This window comes from Singulisphaera chitinilytica, from assembly GCF_049331405.1.
Taxonomy (GTDB): Bacteria; Planctomycetota; Planctomycetia; order Isosphaerales; family Isosphaeraceae; genus PoT.
This window is the reverse complement of sequence record NZ_CP186274.1, coordinates 5,632,289-5,650,651: the sequence shown is the minus strand read 5'-3', so window position 1 is coordinate 5,650,651 and position 18,363 is coordinate 5,632,289. Positions and strand designations below refer to the sequence as shown.

Genomic DNA, 18,363 nt, shown 5'->3' with positions numbered 1-18,363 from the left:
CTTCTTGACTTTCGCCTTTGGCTGCGATCTCGGACTTCAGGGATTGTTTGGCCCAAGGGGCTCCGAGCCGATCCTTGAACGAATGGCGAAATGAACGCCGTCGTGCCGGTCGCCATGGACGGCAGCCTTCGGCGGCATTTGCGAGTCATTCGATCGGGTCGAGGGAATATTTCGAGCGGTGGGCGGCATGGCCGTCGTCGTCAGTGCCGCGAATGACCGGGCGAATTTACCGCCCGTCTCGATCCGAGGTCGATGCCGCCGTTCGTTTTCAGATCGGGGTGGCGGAATTGAGATGCGACCTTCTCTGGATGAGATGCAAGGTCAACCCGCATGCAGGGGGTGGGGCGAATTCCAGTCACGTTCAAGCAACTCCAGCTCGGGGGGAGGTAGGGAAAGCCCTATGGCGGCTGGGTCGAATCGAAAAGGAGCAGAAGCCTCTCACCAGAGGCCCCCGTCCGGCGCCAGGGTTCGTTCCATCGATGCCGCACTTGCGGCGCACTGATTCTAGAATTGCGCCGACGACAAGGGATCGAAACACCGATTTCGACATTTCGGCGCGGAATTCACGCTCGTAGTCCATCGGCGGCTCGATATCAAGCCGAACATCCGTTTGCTACGAAAATCCCACTTACGGCTCCCCTCGATTCAAAGTTGACGATGCATGCCCGTCGGCCCGGCCCCCTCCCGCCAACCGGAGCCGGTAGCCGAACCCCAGCCCCGGCCGACCGACTTTCCTTAATTTCGCATCCTGAGTTGCGAGGGCAGAAATAGCGGAAGGTCCCGGAAAAGCGGGTGCCCGAGCTGAATTGGAGATCGAGGCCTCGCGGAGACCCTGGCCGCCCGCGAGACCTCGATCTTCCTGATACATTTGTTGATTTCTCTAAATATGTTAATTATTTTGAAAATAATAATAAAGAGAATTTTATTTATATAATATGATTGTCGAGCCCGATGCCAATCTCCGCAGCTTGAGCCGTTTCATTCGCCAGCCCGCCTCGCCGCGTATCTCCGACACGCCCGCCGGATTCGATTCATCGATCGGGAAGGCGACTCGAAGTCGAAGGCCCGGCCATCCGTTATTTCGTTCACGGAAGGCTATTGACGGTCGATTCCGGGGGGCGTACCCTTCCGTGAAATCGGTTAGTTAATTAACAGGAGGGCGACGGACATGGTCAGGCCGGTCAATGAAACCCTGACGGCCCGCGAGGCGCAGATCATGGACGCCGTCTGGCGGCTGGGGGATGCCACCGCGGATCAGGTCCGCGAAGCCTTGCCGGAGCCGCTGCACGACTCGACCGTCCGCACGCTCCTGCGCGTGCTCGAGTCCAAGGGCTATCTGCAGCACGAGCTTCGCGGCAAGGCGTATGCCTATCGCGCGGCCATCGGGCGCGAGAAGGCTCAGCGCCACGTCTTGCGGAATGTGCTGTCGCGGTTCTTCGGCGGATCGGTCGAGGACCTCGTCATGCGCCTCATCGAGGACGAGCGGATCACCCCCGAGCAACTCGAGGCGCTGCGCCAGAAGGCCCCCGAGCCGCAGGCGAAGGGTACGACGCGTCAGAGGTCGGGGGCCAATAAGAAGAAGGAGGATGGCCGTGATTGAGCCCTTCGGTGCAACTTATGTCGGGACGCGAGCGGGATTGATCGCGCTCGATGTCGCCCTCAAGGTGGCGGTATTGATAGGAATTGTTTATGTCTTGCATTATGTGTTAGGTCGAAGCCGGGCTCTCGTGCGCTCGGCTCTGTGGAACGCCTGCCTCATCGGCCTGCTGCTGATCCCGGCCGCTGACCTGGCCCTCCCCAGGCTGATCATCACGGTGCCGGTGGAACGACCCATCGCGCCCGAGGTGGAAACGATCCGCCGAGTCCCGTCTCCCGCCGTCCCACTCTCCGAAGAGGGGCCGTCTCCGACGCCCGCGTTGTTTGCGCCCGAGGCGCTCGAGCCATTGCCGCTGCGCACGGGGTCGCCATCCGTGCAGGTTCCGGTTCCGGTTCGGGTTCCGACCCCGAGGCGTATCCCCAGGCCTGGCGGGATCGATATCGCCTTGGCCGCCTACCTGGCCGGGGCCTCGCTCCTGGCGATCCGCCTGATGGTCTCGTGCCTGGCCGTCGCCCGCTTGAGACGCGAGGGCTCGCCCATCGACGACGCGAGATGGTCGGGGCCGCTGGGACGTCTGCGAGTCGACCTGGGGATCGGGCGACATGTGGCGGTGCTGGCGTCGAGCCGACTTTCCGTCCCCGTCGTCGTCGGCTGGCTGCGCCCCGCGGTCATCATCCCAGCGAGGCTGGCCGAGCAGGCGAGCCCCACGCTCATCGACGCGGTGCTGCTCCACGAGCTTGGCCATGTTCGACGCGGGGATTTCGGCTGGAACCTCGTGCGGAAGATCGCCCAACTCGTCTACTGGCCTCATCCGCTGGTCTGGCCGCTCGGCCGGATCATCGAGCGGGTCCGGGAGCAGGCCTGCGACGACCTCTGCGTTCACGGCCTCGGGGGCTCGGCCGCCTATCGGGATTCGCTGATCGAGGTCGCGTCCAACCTGGTCCGCCGCCCCGACTCTGCCCTCGGGCTGGCGATGGCCCGTCCCGCGACGCTCGTCCAGCGACTCGCGTGGATCGACCGGACGCGAGGGGCCTCGCGCTGCTTGCTCCGCTGGCCGGGTCGGATCTCGGTCGCCCTCGCGGTGACGATCGCGGCCGGGTTCCTCGGCTCGATCGAGTTCGCCCGCGCGGCGGCGAAGGCGGCCTCGGAGGAGCAGAAGGCCGAGGCGGTGCCGGATCAGCCGGCTGCGGTCGAGGTCACGATCCGCGCCAAGGATACCGGGAAGCCGCTGGAGGGGGCGAGGCTCAAGGTTTATGTCGACCTGCAACACATCCTCCTCAAGTCCGATCGCGAGGGTCGCGTCCGGATCGACCTCTCTCATCAAAGTTTCCAGGACATCTTGAGCATCGATGTCTGGGCCGAGGGGTATGTCCAGCAGCGATACCGCTTCGCCCAGAATGACGCCCGTTACAAGAAGTTCCCCACGCAGGTCGTCATCGACCTGTTGCCCGGAGAACAGACGCTCGGCGGCAAGGTGGTGGACGAGCAAGGAAAGCCGATTGCCGGGGTCGTCGTCGATATCTGGGGTTACCTCGGCGAGAAGAAGCAGAAGGAGGAACTGGCCTCCATGGTCGATGCGACGACTGACGACCAGGGCCAGTGGCGCTGCCGTAGCTTTCGCTCAATGCAATTCGCCTATCTCTATCTGAAGCATCCGGATTACCTCTCGGACGATCCGATGCACGCCCGACGCCACGGGCGACCCACGCCTTCCGACCCGCCCTTGCCCGATGATATGCCTTTGGCCGCGCTCCGCGACTTCTCCGACGTCCAGGTGATGACGCGGGGTGTCAGCGTCTCGGGCGAGGTGCGCGGCGACGACGGCAAGCCAATTGCGGGCGCCGAGGTCGCCTGGCTCGATGGGGACCAGTTCGATTCCTCTTATCAAGACTTGCCCAAAGCCGCGACCGACGAGGCGGGACGCTTCCGCTTTCCTCACGCCAGGCCGGGCCGGCTGGTCCTCCAGGTCAAGGCGCAGGGGCACGCCCCGGAGTTGCGGACCATTGATGCGAAGGCCGGCGCCGAAGGTGTCGCCATCAAGCTGGGGAAGCCTCGCACGCTCGAAGGTCGAGTCGTCGATTCCAAGGGGCAACCGATCCCTGATGCCCTGGTCGTGATCGACAGTTGGCGTTCCTATCGATCGCTCGGCGTCTACCTCAAGTCGGGGGCGGACGGCGTCTTCCGCTGGGAGGATGCCCCGCCGGAAACGGTGCTCGTCAATGCCGCCCATGCCGGGTTCGAGAGCGTCTCATTCAAGAAGGCGTCGCCCGATGAGAAGGCCCTGCTGACGCTGAAGCGATCGCTGACCATTTCAGGCTGGGTGCGTGACGCGAAGACCAACAAGTTGATCGAGTCTCCGATCGTCGAGCTAGGCATCCCCGACTCGAAGTCGCGTGGTTTCACCTGGCGAGACGACAACGGTGTCTTCGCGCACCAGGGGACGTTGCAGGGGCAGGTGGACGTCGAACGCTCGCCCGAATTCCGGCTCCGGATCAGGGCCAAGGGATATGAGCCATTCGAGTCGAGCACGTTCCACGCGGGCGACCCCGAGAGCGAACTGAACGTCAGGTTGAACCCGACCGATAAGCCCGACGGGGTCGTGCTCTCGGGCGTCGTCCAGGCGCCCGACGGCTCGTCGCTCGCCGGGGCGGAGGTCGCGATCACTTACCCCATGACGTCCCGACGCGACCGGCTCCCCACTGTCCACATCCAGGATGGGAAGCTCCAGACGCAAGGCGACCTCGCCATCGTGAAGACGGACGCCGCGGGGCGATTCCACCTGATCCGAGAACCCGACCCTGCCGGTCGCTACTTCGCCGTGGTGGTCGTCCATCCGCGGTTCTTTGCGGAGGTGGATCGGGCCGCATTCGAGGCCAACGCGACGATCGTGGCGAAACCCTGGGGCCGCATCGAGGGAGTGGCGAGGATCGGCAGCAAACCGGCGAGCGGGGCGACCATCAGGTCATTCGCCGATCGGCTTGGAAACCCGGACACGCCTTCCATCTCCAGCGCCTCGGAACAGAAGGCCGACGCCCGAGGGATATTCGTCATCGAGCGAGCTATCACCGGGGATGTACGCGTCTCGATTGCATCCGGCGACGGTGACGACTATCGCAGTTTCTCCTACGGCATGCTCGTGGAGGTAAGCCCGGGCGAAACCGCCCGCGCCGAGTTGGGGGGCAAGGGACGTCCGGTGATCGCCAGGATTGCCCCGCCGCCCGGCTTCGACCCGAAAGCGGATTATGTCTCCCATTCGCAATTCTCGATCGAGAGCGACCGTCCTACCATCCCGTACCCAAGGCAAACATTGGCGAGCAGAGATGGGGCGAGTCGCGATTGGATCAAGAATTGGTGGGTGTCGGCCGAGGGCCATGAGTATCGGAGCAACTTCTTCCGATTCAGCCAGGCGAAGCTCCAGCCTGACGGCTCAATCCGAGTCGAGGACGTGCCGGCCGGAGAATATCGCCTGAACCTGTCCTACTGCGGCGAGGCGATGAGGGGCATCTTCTCCACCCCGGAGAGAATCGCCCATGCCACGAAGCAATTCACGATCCCGCCGATCACCGGCGGCCGCAGCGACGAGCCGTACGACCTGGGTACGCTGCATCCGAAGCCGAGGCAGACGCTCAAGGTCGGCCAGCCCGCCCCCTCCTTCGACGTCGAGACACTCGACGGAGGCCGGGTGAAGCTCGAGGACTTCCGGGGCAAGTACCTCCTGCTGGATTTCTGGGCGACCTGGTGCGGCCCTTGCGTGGCCCAGGTTCCGGACCTGAAATCCCTCCACGAACGATTCGGGAAGGACGAGCGGTTCGCGATGCTCAGCCTGAGCCTGGACGTCGAGAAAGAAGCCCCTCGCCAGTTCGTCGCCGACAAGGGACTCAGCTGGAAGCAAGGCTTCCTCGGCGAAGGAACCGACAACGGCCCTGCCTCCACCTATCACGTCACCGCGATCCCCTCGATGTTCCTGATCGCCCCCGACGGCACGGTCAAGGCCATCGACCCGAGCGGAGACTCGATCGCCGCCGCCGTCTCGGAGGCCCTCAAGTCGCGCAGATGAGCCACCGCGTCTCTGCGGCCTGATCCGTGTCATCGCGGTTACGAACGTTTCGACAAGGCCGCCGACCATCCAGGATGGCCGGCGGCCTCGTCCTTTTGCCGGTCGTGAATGCCGGCGAAGCCTCGAAGTCGCGCCGGGGGTCGCCTCGGTTCCTGGGGCATGTCTTCCCAGATAGCACGGGTCGATATGCGTCTCGGAAAATCGATTTCGAACGGATTCGATTTTCGTTGACCGGCTCGATTAAATCGACTAGATTTCTAGTCAATCGTCTGATCGCCAAGTCGAAAGCTCGCGGAGGTCGATCGTGGCGGAAGAGATGCCCGAGCCGCTGACCCCGGCCGAGTGGAAGGTGATGAAGATCGTCTGGCGCCATAAGCAGTGCGCCGCCCGGGACGTCTACAAGGAGGCCGGCCGGCTGTTCGGCTGGGCCCCGACGACGGCGAAGTCCGTCCTGCGACGACTGGTCGAGAAGGGGCACCTGACGGCCGAACAGATCGGCAATAGCTTCCTCTATCGCCCGGCGCCGGCGGTCGTCCGCTCTTCGTTGCTGCGGGCCGCCGATGCCTTGCTGGACAACCTCCTGGAGGGGACCACCGGCCAGGTACTCTCGCACCTCGTGCGAAAGAGTCGGCTCTCCGCCAAGGAGCTGACGGAGTTGCGCGACATCCTCGATCGATGTCAGACGGGCGAAGAAAAGGAGGAGGATTGAGCCATGATGACGACCGCGACAATCAACGCCTGGGCGGGATCGTGGGCGGTCATCATGAATCGGGGCCTGATCGACGCCTCGATCCTCTTGCTGCTGGTGGCCCTGGCCTGGCTGGTGTTCCGTCGGCGGATGTCGTCGCACCTCGCCTGCGGACTGTTCCTTCTGGTCCCCCTGAAGCTGGCCTTGCCCATCCCGGTCACGATCCCCTGGGGGGGCCGTGGCCCGATCCTGGCCGGATGCCGGCGCCTGGATCGCATTGGGGATGGAGCCCGCTGCCTTGAGTGCGCTGCTCACTGCCCATCGGGTTGACGACCGGTTCGATCACCGGGTTGCGGCGGAGCCTGTCCTGCCGAACCTCGAGGTGAGTCGAGCAGCCTCGCCGATCATGGGGCCGGTCGACGTCCCTCCGGCCGGTTCGAGGCCCTTGCCGATCGGGAACATCAGGCCCAGATCGCGGGTTGAGTCCCATCAAACTCCATTAACTCGAGCCGCCTGCCTGATGCTCGGTTGGCTCGCCATCGTGGGCGCCTTGCTGTCGGCGCTCTTCTTACGCCACCCGAGTATGGAGCGTCGCGTGCGGCGCTCGGAGGCGCTCGGGCCCGAGTCGCTGCCGGTCGATCTCGCCGGCCTGCAACAACTCTCGGGCCTGAGACGTCCCATGACATTGATCTCTGCTCCCTGGGCGGCCTCGCCGGCCGTCTGGGGCTTTTCCGCCCTTGCTTGCTCGTACCCCCTGGCCTCGTGGAGGACCTCGGGCCGGACGCGTTGCGCTGGGTCTTGCTGCACGAACGGGCTCACATCCGGCGCCGCGACGGTTGGATCGCTTTGTTCCAGCGGCTGGTGCAGATCGCCTACTTCTTCCACCCCGCGGTCTGGCTGGCGAATCGGATGATCGACGTCCAGCGCGAATATGCCTGCGATGATGCGGCGCTGGCGGCCTCGGCGAGCCGATCGACCTCGGCACCCTGGAACTGGATGTCAAGATGCAGCAGTTCGACGCGCTGGCCATCGGCTCGAAGGCCCCGGAACTCGACGGCGCGACGACGCTCGACGGCAAGCCGCTCGGGCTGTCCGACTACCGAGGCAAATATGTCCTGCTGGATTTCTGGGCCACCTGGTGCGGCCCTTGCCTCAAGGAGGAACCGCACCTGAAGGCGGCCCACGAGGCCTTCAAGGGTGACGATCGCCTGGCGATGATCAGCCTGAGCCTGGACGAGGACGTCGAGGCCCCAGAGCAGCACGTGAAGGCCCGTGGCCTCGATTGGGTGCAGGGCTTCCTCGGCAAATCCGGGGCCGGCGTGGCCGCGAAATTCGGCGCCTCCAGCATCCCGCAAGCGATCCTCATCGGCCCCGATGGATCCGTCCTGGGCAAGGACCTGCGAGGGGCCAATATCCGTTCGGCGATCGCCGAAGCCCTGAGGACGAAATAGGGCGATCGGCGTCGGCAATTCATGAATGCAATGCAGAGCAAGGGCGAGGGACTGGTCCCCTCGCCCTTTCGCATGTCGGCTCGCGATTCGGGATCGTCCTGCTCATGATGATTTGAGTAGTATTGCAGGGAAATGGTATGATCGATTTTGTTATCAAGTCAAGTGTTGAATTTAGAAATTTCTAATGAATTGAAACGTTGTCTGCGTTTCGAACGGCATGGCCCCGACCAATGGCACTTCCAGGCCACCGAGCACATACCAGTCTCCGCCGATGCCGAAGCGGAATCCGGGCGTGATGCTGAGGTAGGTGGCGTTCCCTCCGCTCAACTCGGTGTGCAGATTCGCCGCGGCATAATAGACGAAGCTTTTGAAGATGTGGGCCTCGGCCGAGGTCAGGTACTGGCCAACCGCCAGCCGAGCGTCGAAGGATGTGAAATTGCTGGGCGTTGCGTTGAATCCCGTCCATGGATTGACCCGCTGCAAGGCCGATGACGCGGGTGAATCGTTTGTCGGGATCGTCACCCCCAGCCCGCCGCGGATGACCCAGCGGTCGAACGGATTCGCCCAGAATTCCACGTCGGGAGACAGGCTGGCCGCGCCGTTGCCGTTGCGAGCGTCGCCGGTCGGCAGGCGGACGAAGAGGTTGCTGGTCAGGCTGTAGCGGCGGTCTTCCGCCAGGAGGACCCGAGGCGCGATCGTGAGGTCGCCGAAATTCGTCAAGTTGCCCGCCCCGGACGGCCGCGAGGCGTCGGGCGCGGAGGCGACGAAGGGCACGAACCAGCCGAGTTCGAGCCTTCGGCTGAGGGGGCTGAAGAGGATCGCCGTGCCGTTGTAGGCGTCCCCGCCCCCGGTCAGCGAGGCGAAGGAGAAGGAGGCGACATAGAGCCGGTAGAAAGCCCCATCGGCGCTTCCGACCCACGTCTGGCGGGGAGCATCTCCGGCCGCGGGGGCATACGGCTGATCCCAGCCCTCCGTCAGCAGCGAGCCGATGCCGAGCGGACGCCAGGCCTCGGGCTGGAGTGCGCCGAACAACGATTCACCGGCGACGTCCGTGAGCGACCGCGCCCGTCCCACCCCGACGTCCGGAATTTCCGGTTCCACCTCGACGGGTTCCTGGCCACGGCCCTGGAGCGTAAGGCCGGGAAATAGCAGGATCGCAAGGATGCCAACCGTACACGACACGCCCATATTCATTGGTCTGCCCGGCAGCCGTGATATGCCATGTGTTGGCATAATCGGCACGATGCGGCGGCCGTGTTGAATCCGAAATACAGGACCGCGGAGGTTCGCCGTCTTTGAAGTCGTTTGCCATCCCGCTGGCTTGGCCGTAGATGGTCTCAATCGAGAAGGCCAGGCTGGCCGGATGCGGAATAGAGCCTTGCTACGGTCGCGGTACTGAAGGATCGGCGAGGTTCCTTGTCGTCCTGGTGGTAAGCACACATTCCGGAGGAAGGGGTCGGCATCCTGTTTGCAAGTTCCGTACGCCATCAGTTTCCGCGGAATCGGGTGAAGGCACCGCTACAGAGATATTGCCTGTACTGGGGTGATTTGGTCGCCCGCGGAGGCAAGTCGAAGCGCAAGGCTGAGCATGTTGCCAGGAATTGTGAAGCTCGCAAGCTCCCTGGCGGATGCCGTGCTTGAGCGATGAGCTATGATTGCCAGGAAATCAGATCGGCAGGCGGCGAGGCGGCGATCATGAGCAGGGGGCGTCTTGAGAGGGAAGATTACCCTCGCTTTGCAGGGGGGTGGGCACGGGAACGGGAATATCGGCAAGGAACTTCTCGGATCGTTCGGCTTCGAAGTCTCGCTCTCCAGAATGCCAAAAAGGCGACGAGATCTCGGCGGGTAGGTGGAGGGATGTGATGCTGATCCACGTTGGGATTCGCGGCGTCGGAAGATAAAATCTCTCCCTTGGCGGCCGTGCGAATCGGTAGCCGTCTGGACGGAAGCAATCGGCCCCGTCGTTGTCGGCGGACGGATCCTGGACGCGCTGCCTGGGCAGCTCCAGCAGACGGACAGAATACCGCTCGGCAGAGGGACCGGTGACTACGAACGACCCCGTCAAGATACTGCTCGTCGATGCCAGGCCGGAGAACTCGCCGGAGGATCCCCTCGGCGACCTGGGGGTGAGGTTCGTCCGTGCCGGTTCCTCGGAGGAAGCACTCCGCTGCATCTCCGAGGCCGAGTTCGCCGCCATCCTCATCGAGGTGTCGGGCCTGGACCTGCCCGGTTTGGGGGCGGCGAAGAGCATCCGTAAGCTCGACCGGCAGACGCCCATCATCTTCCTCGGCGTGGCGGATGATTTCCCATTCGAGGAGGCGTACGCCCTCGGGGCGGTGGACCACCTGGCCGGTCAACTGCCTCCCGTCATACTGCGGGCTAAGGTCACGGCGCTCGTCGATCGGTTCCACAGCCAGCGGGGAGGGACGACCGCCCGGGAGCCAAGGCAGGACGAGCTCTGGCGGACGACGCTCGCGAGCATCGGCGACGCCGTGATCGCCACCGATACCGACGGACTCGTTACCTTCCTCAATCCCGTGGCCGAGAAGCTGACCGGGTGGCCCCTGGAGGACGCCCGAGGGACGCCCCTCACCGAGGTCTTCCGCATCGTCAACGAGACGACCCGCGAGGCGGTCGAGAACCCGGCGCTGCGGGCGCTTGAGACCGGGGTCATCGTCGGGCTGGCCAATCACACCATCCTGATCTCTCGCGACGGGTCCGAGCGGCCGATCGACGATTCCGCCGCCCCCATCCGGGACGAGGCGGGGACCGTCTCGGGCGCAGTCCTGGTCTTCCGCGACATCACCGAGCGGAAGGAGGCCGAGATCGCCCAGGCCCGGCTGGCGGCGATCGTCGAGTCGTCCCAGGATGCCATCGTCGGCAAGGACCTGGACGGCACCATCCGGTCCTGGAACGCGGGGGCTCGGCGGATCTTCGGCTACACCAGCGCGGAGGCCGTCGGGAAGTCGATCACGCTCGTGATCCCCGAGGATCGGCTCGACGAGGAACGCGTCATCCAGGAACGCTTGAGCCGGGGGGAGCGAGTCGAGCACTTCGAGACGCAACGCGTCCGCAAGGACGGCCGGCGTGTCGACGTGGAACTGATCATCTCGCCCATCATGGACGCCGAGGGTCACATCACCGGGGCGTCCAAGGTCGCCCGCGATGTGACCGACGCCAAGCGTGCCCGGCGGGCCCTGGCTTCCGCCCTCCAGGCCGGGGAGGTCGGCACCTACTACTGGGACATCAAGGCCGACCGCGTCACCGGGGACCGCAACTTCGTCGGGATTTTCGGGGTGATTGCCGACGACCGAGCCTCGGCGCCGGTGGTCGACTTCCTGGACGCCATCCATCCCGAGGATCGAGAGCGAGTCGCGGCGGAGATCCAGCGGACGCTCGACACCGACGCAGCATTTCGCAGCGAGTACCGGGTGGTCGGGCAGGGGGGCGAGCGCTGGCTGCTCGCACGCGGGGCGGTCGAGCGGTCCGCGGAGGGTGAGCCCGTCGGGTGGGCCGGCGTGGTGGTCGACATCAGCGATCGCAAGCGGGCCGAGGAGGCCCTGGCCGCGAGCCGTGCACGCCTCGATTACGCGGTCAGGGTGTCGGGGATCGGGTTCTGGTACTGCGACCTGCCGTTTGACGAGCTCCGGTGGGATGAACGGGTCAAGGCCCACTTCTGGCTCCCGCCGGACGCCCGCGTCACGATCGGCACCTTCTACGAACGAATCCACCCCGACGACCGCGAGCCGACGCGGGCCGCCATCGAGCGGAGCATCACCAATCGGTCGAGCTACGACATCCACTACCGGACCGTCGACGAGGCGACGGGCGCCGAGAAATGGATACGGGCGATCGGGGGGACATATTACGATGAGTCGGGAGTTGCCCGGCGATTCGATGGCGTGACGCTCGACGTGACCGAGCAGCGCCGGGCCGAGGCCGCGGTCCGCGAGAGCAACGACCGCTTCGCCATCGTCGCCCGCGCGACCAACGACGCGGTCTGGGACTGGGACATGGAGACCGACGCCGTCTGGTGGAACGAAGGGGTGACCGCACTCTTCGGCCACCGCGCGGAGGACGTCGGCCCGGGCGCCTCGTGGTGGTATGAACATATTCACCCTGACGATCGCAAGCGAGTGGTCGACGGCATCCACGCGGCCATCGACCACGGCAAGGCCCACTGGACGGACGAGTACCGATTCCTCAAGGCGGACGGGACCTATGCCACCGTCCTCGACCGCGGTCATGCCATCCACCAGGAGGGCAAGACGATCCGGCTCGTCGGGGCGATGCAGGACGTGACCGAGCGGCGGCGAGCGGTGGAACGGCTGCGGGAGAGCGAGCTGCGCTTCCGGTCGCTGTTCGAGTCCATGGACGAGGGGTACTGCGTCGTCGAGCCTGTGCTCGACGACGAGGGCCGCCCCGTCGACTATCGCTACCTATTGGTCAACCCCGCGCTCGAGAAGCAGACGGGGATGGCCGACATCGTGGGCAAGACCGCCCGCGAGGTGATGCCGAACCACGAAAGCTATTGGATCGCGGGGTACGCCCGAGTCGCGGAGACCGGCGAGCCCTTCCATCGGGCCGACTATGTGGCCGACCTCGGACGCTGGTACGACGTCTCCGCGTTCCGGGTCGGCTCGGCGAGCGACCGCAGGGTCGGCGTGCTATTCAGCGACATCTCCGACCGGAAGCGGGCGGAGGCGCTCCTGCGGGAGAAGGATGAGCGGCTCAAGCTCCTGGTCGACCGGGCCAGGGATTACGCGGTGGTCGTCACCGACCGCGAAGGGACGGTGGTCGAGTGGGCCGGCGGGGCCGAGAGCATCACCGGCATCGGCCCGGAGGAAATCCTCGGGCAGCCGGCCGACGTCTTCTTCACCCCCGAGGACCGGGCGGCCGGAATCCCCGAGATGGAGATGGCGAAGGCCGTTCGCGAAGGGCGGGCCGAAGACCTGCGTTGGCACCTCCGCAAGGATGGAAACCAGTTCTTCGCCGACGGGGTGATGGTGCCGCTCTGGGGCGACGACGGCGCACTGCACGGGTTCGGCAAGGTCTTCCGCGACGTCACCGCCCGCAAACGCGCCGAGGACTCGGTGCGGTTCCTGGCCGACGCGAGCTCCTCGCTCTCCGAGCTGGTGGACTACCAGAGCACCCTCAACCGGATCGCCAACCTGGCCGTCGGCGGCTTCGCCGACTGGTGCGTGGTCGACATGATCGGCGAGGATGGGACACGGGAACGGCTGGCGGTGACCGCGGCCGAGGCCGAGGACGTTTCGAATGCCCGCAGCGCCGATGCCACGTTCCGAGCGGTCGACGGGACCTCCGGGGTGGTGCCGCACGTCCTGAGGACCGGCGAGCCGGAGGTGATGTTCGACCTCGCCGAGGCCGACCCCAGCACCGCCCCGCAGGGGCCCGAGCGGCTGGCCCGGCTCCTCGGCCTCGGGATTCGCTCCTATTTATGCGTCCCGCTCCTCTCGCGGGGCCGCGTGATCGGCGGGATCACCTTCCTCAGCTCGTCCTCTCGCCGCCGCTTCGGCCAGGAGGAATTGCGGGTCGCCCAGAACCTCGCCGAGCGGGTCAACGTGGCGATCGAGAACGCCCAGCTCTATCGCACCTTGCAGGAGCAGGACCGCCGCAAGGACGAGTTCCTGGCGACCCTCGCCCACGAGCTGCGGAACCCACTCGCCCCGGTCCGCAACGGGTTGCACATCCTGCGCATGGGGGGGACCGAGGGGGAGGAAGCCGGCCAGACCATGTCGATGATGGATCGGCAGCTCGGGCATATCACCCATCTCGTCGAGGACCTGATGGACGTCGCCCGCGTGTCGAGCGGCAAGGTCGTCTTGAGGATGGAACGCGTGCCGCTGCGAGAGATCGTCGACGCCGCCGTGGAGACGAGCCGGCAGGCGATCGAGGCGGCCGATCACGAACTCGCCCTGCGGATGCCGCGCGAACCATTGACCGTCGAGGCCGATCGCACTCGCCTGGTGCAGGTGCTGGCCAACCTCCTCAACAACGCCGCCAAGTACACCCCGCCCGGCGGGAGGATCGTGCTGAGCGTCAAGCGCGTCGACGGCCATGCGACGATCAAGGTCGCCGACACGGGTCTGGGGATCCCCTCCGAGATGCTCCCCAAGGTCTTCGAGATGTTCACCCAGGTGGGGACGTCGCTGGAGCGCTCGCAAGGGGGGCTGGGGATCGGCCTGACGTTGGTCAAGCGGCTCGTCGAGATGCATGGCGGGACCGTGGCGGCGGAGAGCCCCGGGCCCGGCGAAGGCAGCACGTTCACCGTGCGAATCCCGGTGGTCGATGAAGCCTCGCCGGCCATGGACGCCCCCCCCGCTGCGTTCACCGCCCCGGCCGTCGACCAGCTCGATATCCTGGTCGTCGACGACAATCGCGACTCGGCGGTAACGCTGGCCAGGCTGCTCAAGATGCGAGGGCACCGCGTCAAGACCGCCCACGACGGGCCCGAAGCATTGCGCCTGCTGGCCAACTTCCGGCCGCAGCTCATCCTGCTCGACCTGGGCCTCCCCGGGATGAGCGGATACGAGGTCGCCCACCGCATCCGCGAGAGCACGGAACTGCGCGGCGTGATCCTGACGGCGCTCACCGGCTGGGGCCAGGACGAGGACCGGAGGCGGACCCGCGAGGCCGGTTTCGATCACCACCTGGTCAAGCCGGCGGACCCCCACGAACTCGACCGGATCGTCCGCGGCATCAAGGCGAAGGAGTGACACAGCCAGGACGCCCGGCCCTCGGCGTCCATCATTCCTCCAGGTGGGCGAAGAGGTTATTGAGCCCCCTGGCCAGGGTCGGGTGGGCGAACATATCGTCGCGGATCCGCCGATAGGAGAGCCTTCCCATCATGGCGATTTGCACCATCGCCATGATCTCGCCCCCCTCGATCCCGAGTGCCGTGCAGCCGAGGATGAGGTCCGTGCGGGCGTCCACGATCGCCTTGAGGAGACCTCGCGACTCGCCGATCTCGACGGCCCTGGCAATGTCGGTCATGGGCAGCCTCGCGATCCGCAACTGATGTCCACGTTCGCGCGCCTCCTCCTCGGTCAGGCCGACCCGCCCGAACTGGGGGTCGGTGAACACGGTGAAGGGGATCAGGCGCCCGGAGGTCGTACGGCCGGCGTCGTGCAAGAGGTTCTCGCGCAGGATCTGGTTGTCGTGGTGGGAGACGTGGGTGAAGGCCGGGCCGCCGTTCACGTCGCCGAGGGCGTAGATCCCAGGCACGTTGGTCGCCAGACGTTCATCGACCGGGATGAAGCCCCGGTCGTCCACTCGAATCCCCGCGGCGGTTAGGTTCAGGTCTTCCGTGTTCGGCACGCGCCCGGTGGCGACAAGGAGGTGCGAGCCGGTCACCTCTCGCACTCGACCGTCCGACCGCACGCTCAGTTGGATGTCCCCGGCGCTACCCCCGACCCGCGTGGCCTCGCCGTTCAGGATGACGTCGAGCCCGTCCTCGCGGAGGATCTCGGCGAGGGCCTCGGCCATGTCCGGATCTTCTCGCGAGAGCAGTTGCCCGCCCTTCTGGAAGAGCGTCACGCGGCTGCCGAACCGGCGGAACATCTGGGCGAACTCGACGCCGATATAGCCGCCGCCGAGGACGAGCAGGTGCTCGGGGATCTCGCCAAGCTCCAGGACCCCCGAGGAGTCGAGCCATGGGACGGAATTCAGGCCGGGGATCTCGGGACGGGCGGGGCGGCAGCCGGTGTCGATGACGATCACCTCGCCGGAGAGCAGGCGGGTGCCGCCGTCGTTGAGCTCCACGCGCACCGTGCGCGGGGCGGCGAAGGAGCCACGCCCCCGGATCAGCTCCAGGCCTTCCGTCGACTCGAGCTTCCTCTCGCTCCCGGAGCTGAACCGCTCGACGATCGCCCGCGTCCGATCCCGGGCCTCGTCGAGCCGGACCTCGACCGCACCGGGATGCACGCCATACTCGCCGGCGCGTCGAGCCAGGTAGGCGATTCGGGCGCTGGCGGCCATCGTCTTGGTCGGCGTGCAACCGGTGTTGACGCAGGTCCCGCCGATCTTGCCCTTCTCGATCAGGGCGACGCGACGTCCCGACCTCGCGAGCGATCGCGCAAGGGGGTTGTTTGCCTGCCCGGCACCGATCAGGATCGCATCAAAGATTTCCGTAGGCTCGGCCATCGAACGCGGCTCCAACGACTCGACGAATAATACAGACGCAAAATCAAATCAGCGAATGGGATGCCATCGGAGTGGGGATCGGCCCGACGCCCCTCATCCAAAGGGGAGTCCCGCTCGAACCGCAGAGGCCGGGTGGGTAGAATCCGCCCAGCGGACGAAGGGATGCGGGCGAAGGAGCTGGGGAGTGACCACTCGCCTCGGCGCGTGGAGATCCGACGGAGGACTCGCCGATGGATTTCTGGGAGCCCAAGCAACGCGAAGCGGTTCAGGCGATGATCCTCCGGGTCGAGGACAAGCCCTGCGTGAACGTCGATGCCTACGACGGTAGGGTCTACGTCTGCGGCAGCTCTCGGGTCTGGAGATCGACGACGACTCTCTGAATGGCGCGTGCGAATGGGTCGATCCCGAGGACGCCCGCCCGGGCGAGCTGACCGACGGGATGGCGATCAGTTGCGACTGCGTGCGTCTGGGCGATGGGTGGTTCCAGGATACCTATTTCGGCTGGTACTTCGTTGTTGTGCCAGGGCTCGTCGCCCGCTCGATGGCCGGCGACCACTCGTGGGTCGAGGGGTTCCTGGAGGCGCACCGGCCGAAGGCTTGAACCTTTTTACCAAGGAGGCAGGGGCGTGAAGAAGGGCCCATCGAAGATCGCCGAGTCTGCATCCGAACCCGCCGACGCGAGCCTCGAGCCCGCCGCCGACTGGCGGGTTGAGATGCTCAGTCGGATCCGCACCCTGATCATGGACGCGGCCCCCGAGATGATCGAGGAGCGGAAGTGGATCAAGCCGACGAATCCGGCCGGGGTCCCGACCTTCTCGCACGACGGCATCGTCTGCACCGGCGAGACGTACAAGGGCGCCGTGAAGTTGACGTTCGCCAAGGGGGCCTCGCTCGGGGACCCTTCGGGCCTCTTCAACTCCAGCCTCGAAGGCAACACTCGGCGCGCGATCGATTTCCGCGAGGGCGACACCCTGGATGAGGAGGCCCTGAAGACCCTCATTCGGGATGCCGTGGCCTTGAATGCGTCCAAAGCCGGCGGTCGAAAAAAAACGTGAGCTGTGGCGATTTCCACCAGCGCAACTCATGTGGACGTGTTTCCGCCGTCGCCCCAATCATTCGACGCAACGCTTGATCCCTCGTGGACAGGAATTCGCCTCCTTCGGCGAATTCCTGTCCACGCGATCGATTGGGCCAACTCTCACCAATGATGTCTTTTGTAGATTCCTTCAGGCGCGTACGCTCCGATCCGTTGGCTGCGGTGCATGGTATGACGATTGCAAGTGCGGTGCGACTCGGCCGCTAGGGGCCTTGGTTCGGACACTAAGTCAACCTGAAATCAGTGATCGATCATGGGATCGGTCTTGTTTGGTTGGCACGGATGTTCGTCATCCTCAAGGAGATCCTGCCTCGTGTCGCATTCCCCTGTTTGGCGTCCAAGACGCCGTGGCGCCTTCACGCTCATCGAGCTCCTCGTGGTCATCGCGATCATCGCGGTGCTGATCGCCCTGCTGCTGCCGGCCGTCCAGGCGGCACGCGAGGCCGCGAGGCGGATCCAGTGCGTCAACAACCTGAAGCAGATCGCATTGGCCGCGCACAACTATCACGACGTCAACGGATGTTTCCCTTCCGCCAGGCCGTCCAGCAAGCCCCAGTATGGCCACATGGTCACGATGCTCCCGTTCCTGGAGCAAGGGGTGCTCAACAACGCGTTCAACGTCACGCTCTCGGGCGGATTCGCCGACCCCGGCAACCAGACGGTCTCGAACACGAACCTGTCGGTCCTCCTCTGCCCATCGAATCCGAACCAGCAGACCATCCGACTGCGGAAAGCCAGCTCGACCGGGAAGTCGTATGGGGCCTTCATCACCGACGCCAACGGCGCCAACATGACGGGCTGGGTCTGCGACTACTGGGTCAACCACGCCATCAGCGCGGCGACCATCACCTTGCTATACCCCGGCGCCACCGCGCCCGACCCGATCCTCAAGGGCACCACGCCGACGATGGCGATGGTCAGCGACGGGCTCTCGAACACCACCTTGTTCCTCGAGCACGCGGGGTATGACAAGCACTACGTCAAGGGCGTGGGCTGGCCGATGCCGGACACCGACCTGACGCTCGACCAGCCGGGAGCCTGGGGGGCCTGGCTCGGTTGGTGTGCGTTCCAGGTCCAGGGGTATTCCAACGCCCCGCCGCCGACGAACACGAGCACCCCCGCCGGGACCGCCTGCGCGATCAACTGCAACAACTCGCAGGGGGTCTTCGGATTCCACCCTTCGGGGGCGAACGTCGCGATGGGGGACGGCAGCGTCAGGATGTTCCGGCAAACCATGACCGTCTCATCCCTGATGTCCTTCGTCAGCCGGAATGGCGGCGAGATCGTCCAGGACTGAGCCGGCCACAGGCG

12 protein-coding genes and 1 pseudogene are annotated in these 18,363 nt (G+C 65.5%); 11 read left to right on the top strand and 2 right to left on the bottom strand.

Annotated features, from left to right (window positions below):
- Positions 1-1,168: 1,168 nt before the first annotated feature.
- The 6 genes and pseudogenes from ACOYYX_RS22510 (at position 1,169) to ACOYYX_RS22485 (ending at position 7,793) form a co-directional block, all read left to right on the top strand.
- Positions 1,169-1,600, top strand: a complete 432-nt coding sequence (locus ACOYYX_RS22510; protein ID WP_422923893.1) for a BlaI/MecI/CopY family transcriptional regulator — start codon at positions 1,169-1,171, stop codon at positions 1,598-1,600.
- Positions 1,593-5,654, top strand: a complete 4,062-nt coding sequence (locus ACOYYX_RS22505) for a carboxypeptidase regulatory-like domain-containing protein (RefSeq protein ID WP_422923892.1) — start codon at positions 1,593-1,595, stop codon at positions 5,652-5,654. Before ACOYYX_RS22510 ends, ACOYYX_RS22505 begins: the two co-directional genes overlap by 8 nt.
- A gap of 304 nt (positions 5,655-5,958) precedes the next feature.
- A complete protein-coding gene (locus tag ACOYYX_RS22500; protein WP_422923890.1) occupies positions 5,959-6,363 on the top strand; it encodes a BlaI/MecI/CopY family transcriptional regulator in 405 nt (134 codons plus the stop codon).
- A gap of 3 nt (positions 6,364-6,366) precedes the next feature.
- On the top strand, positions 6,367-6,672 hold the full coding sequence (locus ACOYYX_RS22495) for a hypothetical protein (protein WP_422923888.1): 306 nt from the start codon (positions 6,367-6,369) through the stop codon (positions 6,670-6,672).
- Positions 6,673-7,104: 432 nt separating this feature from the next.
- Positions 7,105-7,242 (top strand): annotated as a pseudogene (locus ACOYYX_RS22490) (M56 family metallopeptidase); the annotation flags it as partial.
- 104 nt (positions 7,243-7,346) lie between these two features.
- Positions 7,347-7,793, top strand: a complete 447-nt coding sequence (locus tag ACOYYX_RS22485; protein WP_422923886.1) for a TlpA family protein disulfide reductase — start codon at positions 7,347-7,349, stop codon at positions 7,791-7,793.
- A 171-nt stretch (positions 7,794-7,964) separates the two neighbouring features.
- Here ACOYYX_RS22485 and ACOYYX_RS22480 read toward each other — a convergent pair whose 3' ends face one another.
- Positions 7,965-8,894, bottom strand: a complete 930-nt coding sequence (locus ACOYYX_RS22480) for a transporter (RefSeq protein ID WP_422923885.1) — start codon at positions 8,892-8,894, stop codon at positions 7,965-7,967.
- Positions 8,895-9,835: 941 nt separating this feature from the next.
- Here ACOYYX_RS22480 and ACOYYX_RS22475 point away from each other — a divergent pair.
- Positions 9,836-14,530 (top strand): PAS domain S-box protein, encoded by a 4,695-nt coding sequence (locus ACOYYX_RS22475; RefSeq protein ID WP_422923883.1) that lies wholly within the window; start codon positions 9,836-9,838, stop codon positions 14,528-14,530.
- A gap of 31 nt (positions 14,531-14,561) precedes the next feature.
- On the opposite strand, the gene ACOYYX_RS22470 is transcribed toward ACOYYX_RS22475, so the two are convergent.
- A complete protein-coding gene (locus ACOYYX_RS22470) occupies positions 14,562-15,956 on the bottom strand; it encodes a mercuric reductase (RefSeq protein WP_422923881.1) in 1,395 nt (464 codons plus the stop codon).
- Between the two features lie 230 nt (positions 15,957-16,186).
- Between ACOYYX_RS22470 and ACOYYX_RS22465 the strand changes: the two genes are divergently transcribed.
- From ACOYYX_RS22465 to ACOYYX_RS22450, 4 genes are all read left to right on the top strand, one after another.
- The gene (locus ACOYYX_RS22465; RefSeq protein ID WP_422923879.1) at positions 16,187-16,336 is read left to right on the top strand and encodes a hypothetical protein; all 150 of its coding nucleotides are present in this window, start codon (positions 16,187-16,189) and stop codon (positions 16,334-16,336) included.
- Positions 16,337-16,395: 59 nt separating this feature from the next.
- Positions 16,396-16,557, top strand: a complete 162-nt coding sequence (locus ACOYYX_RS22460; protein WP_422923877.1) for a hypothetical protein — start codon at positions 16,396-16,398, stop codon at positions 16,555-16,557.
- Between the two features lie 25 nt (positions 16,558-16,582).
- Positions 16,583-17,011 (top strand): DUF1801 domain-containing protein, encoded by a 429-nt coding sequence (locus ACOYYX_RS22455; protein WP_422923875.1) that lies wholly within the window; start codon positions 16,583-16,585, stop codon positions 17,009-17,011.
- A gap of 354 nt (positions 17,012-17,365) precedes the next feature.
- A complete protein-coding gene (locus ACOYYX_RS22450) occupies positions 17,366-18,349 on the top strand; it encodes a DUF1559 domain-containing protein (RefSeq protein WP_422923873.1) in 984 nt (327 codons plus the stop codon).
- The last annotated feature ends 14 nt before the right edge of the window (positions 18,350-18,363 follow it).

Bases quoted from the DNA above. Each gene is read 5' to 3' on its own strand.
- ACOYYX_RS22460 (WP_422923877.1), top strand. From the start codon at position 16,396: ATGGCGATCAGTTGCGACTGCGTGCGTCTGGGCGATGGGTGGTTCCAG.
- ACOYYX_RS22470 (WP_422923881.1), bottom strand. From the start codon at position 15,956: ATGGCCGAGCCTACGGAAATCTTTGATGCGATCCTGATCGGTGCCGGG.
- ACOYYX_RS22485 (WP_422923886.1), top strand. From the start codon at position 7,347: ATGCAGCAGTTCGACGCGCTGGCCATCGGCTCGAAGGCCCCGGAACTC.
- ACOYYX_RS22465 (WP_422923879.1), top strand. From the start codon at position 16,187: ATGGATTTCTGGGAGCCCAAGCAACGCGAAGCGGTTCAGGCGATGATC.
- ACOYYX_RS22510 (WP_422923893.1), top strand. From the start codon at position 1,169: ATGGTCAGGCCGGTCAATGAAACCCTGACGGCCCGCGAGGCGCAGATC.
- ACOYYX_RS22495 (WP_422923888.1), top strand. From the start codon at position 6,367: ATGATGACGACCGCGACAATCAACGCCTGGGCGGGATCGTGGGCGGTC.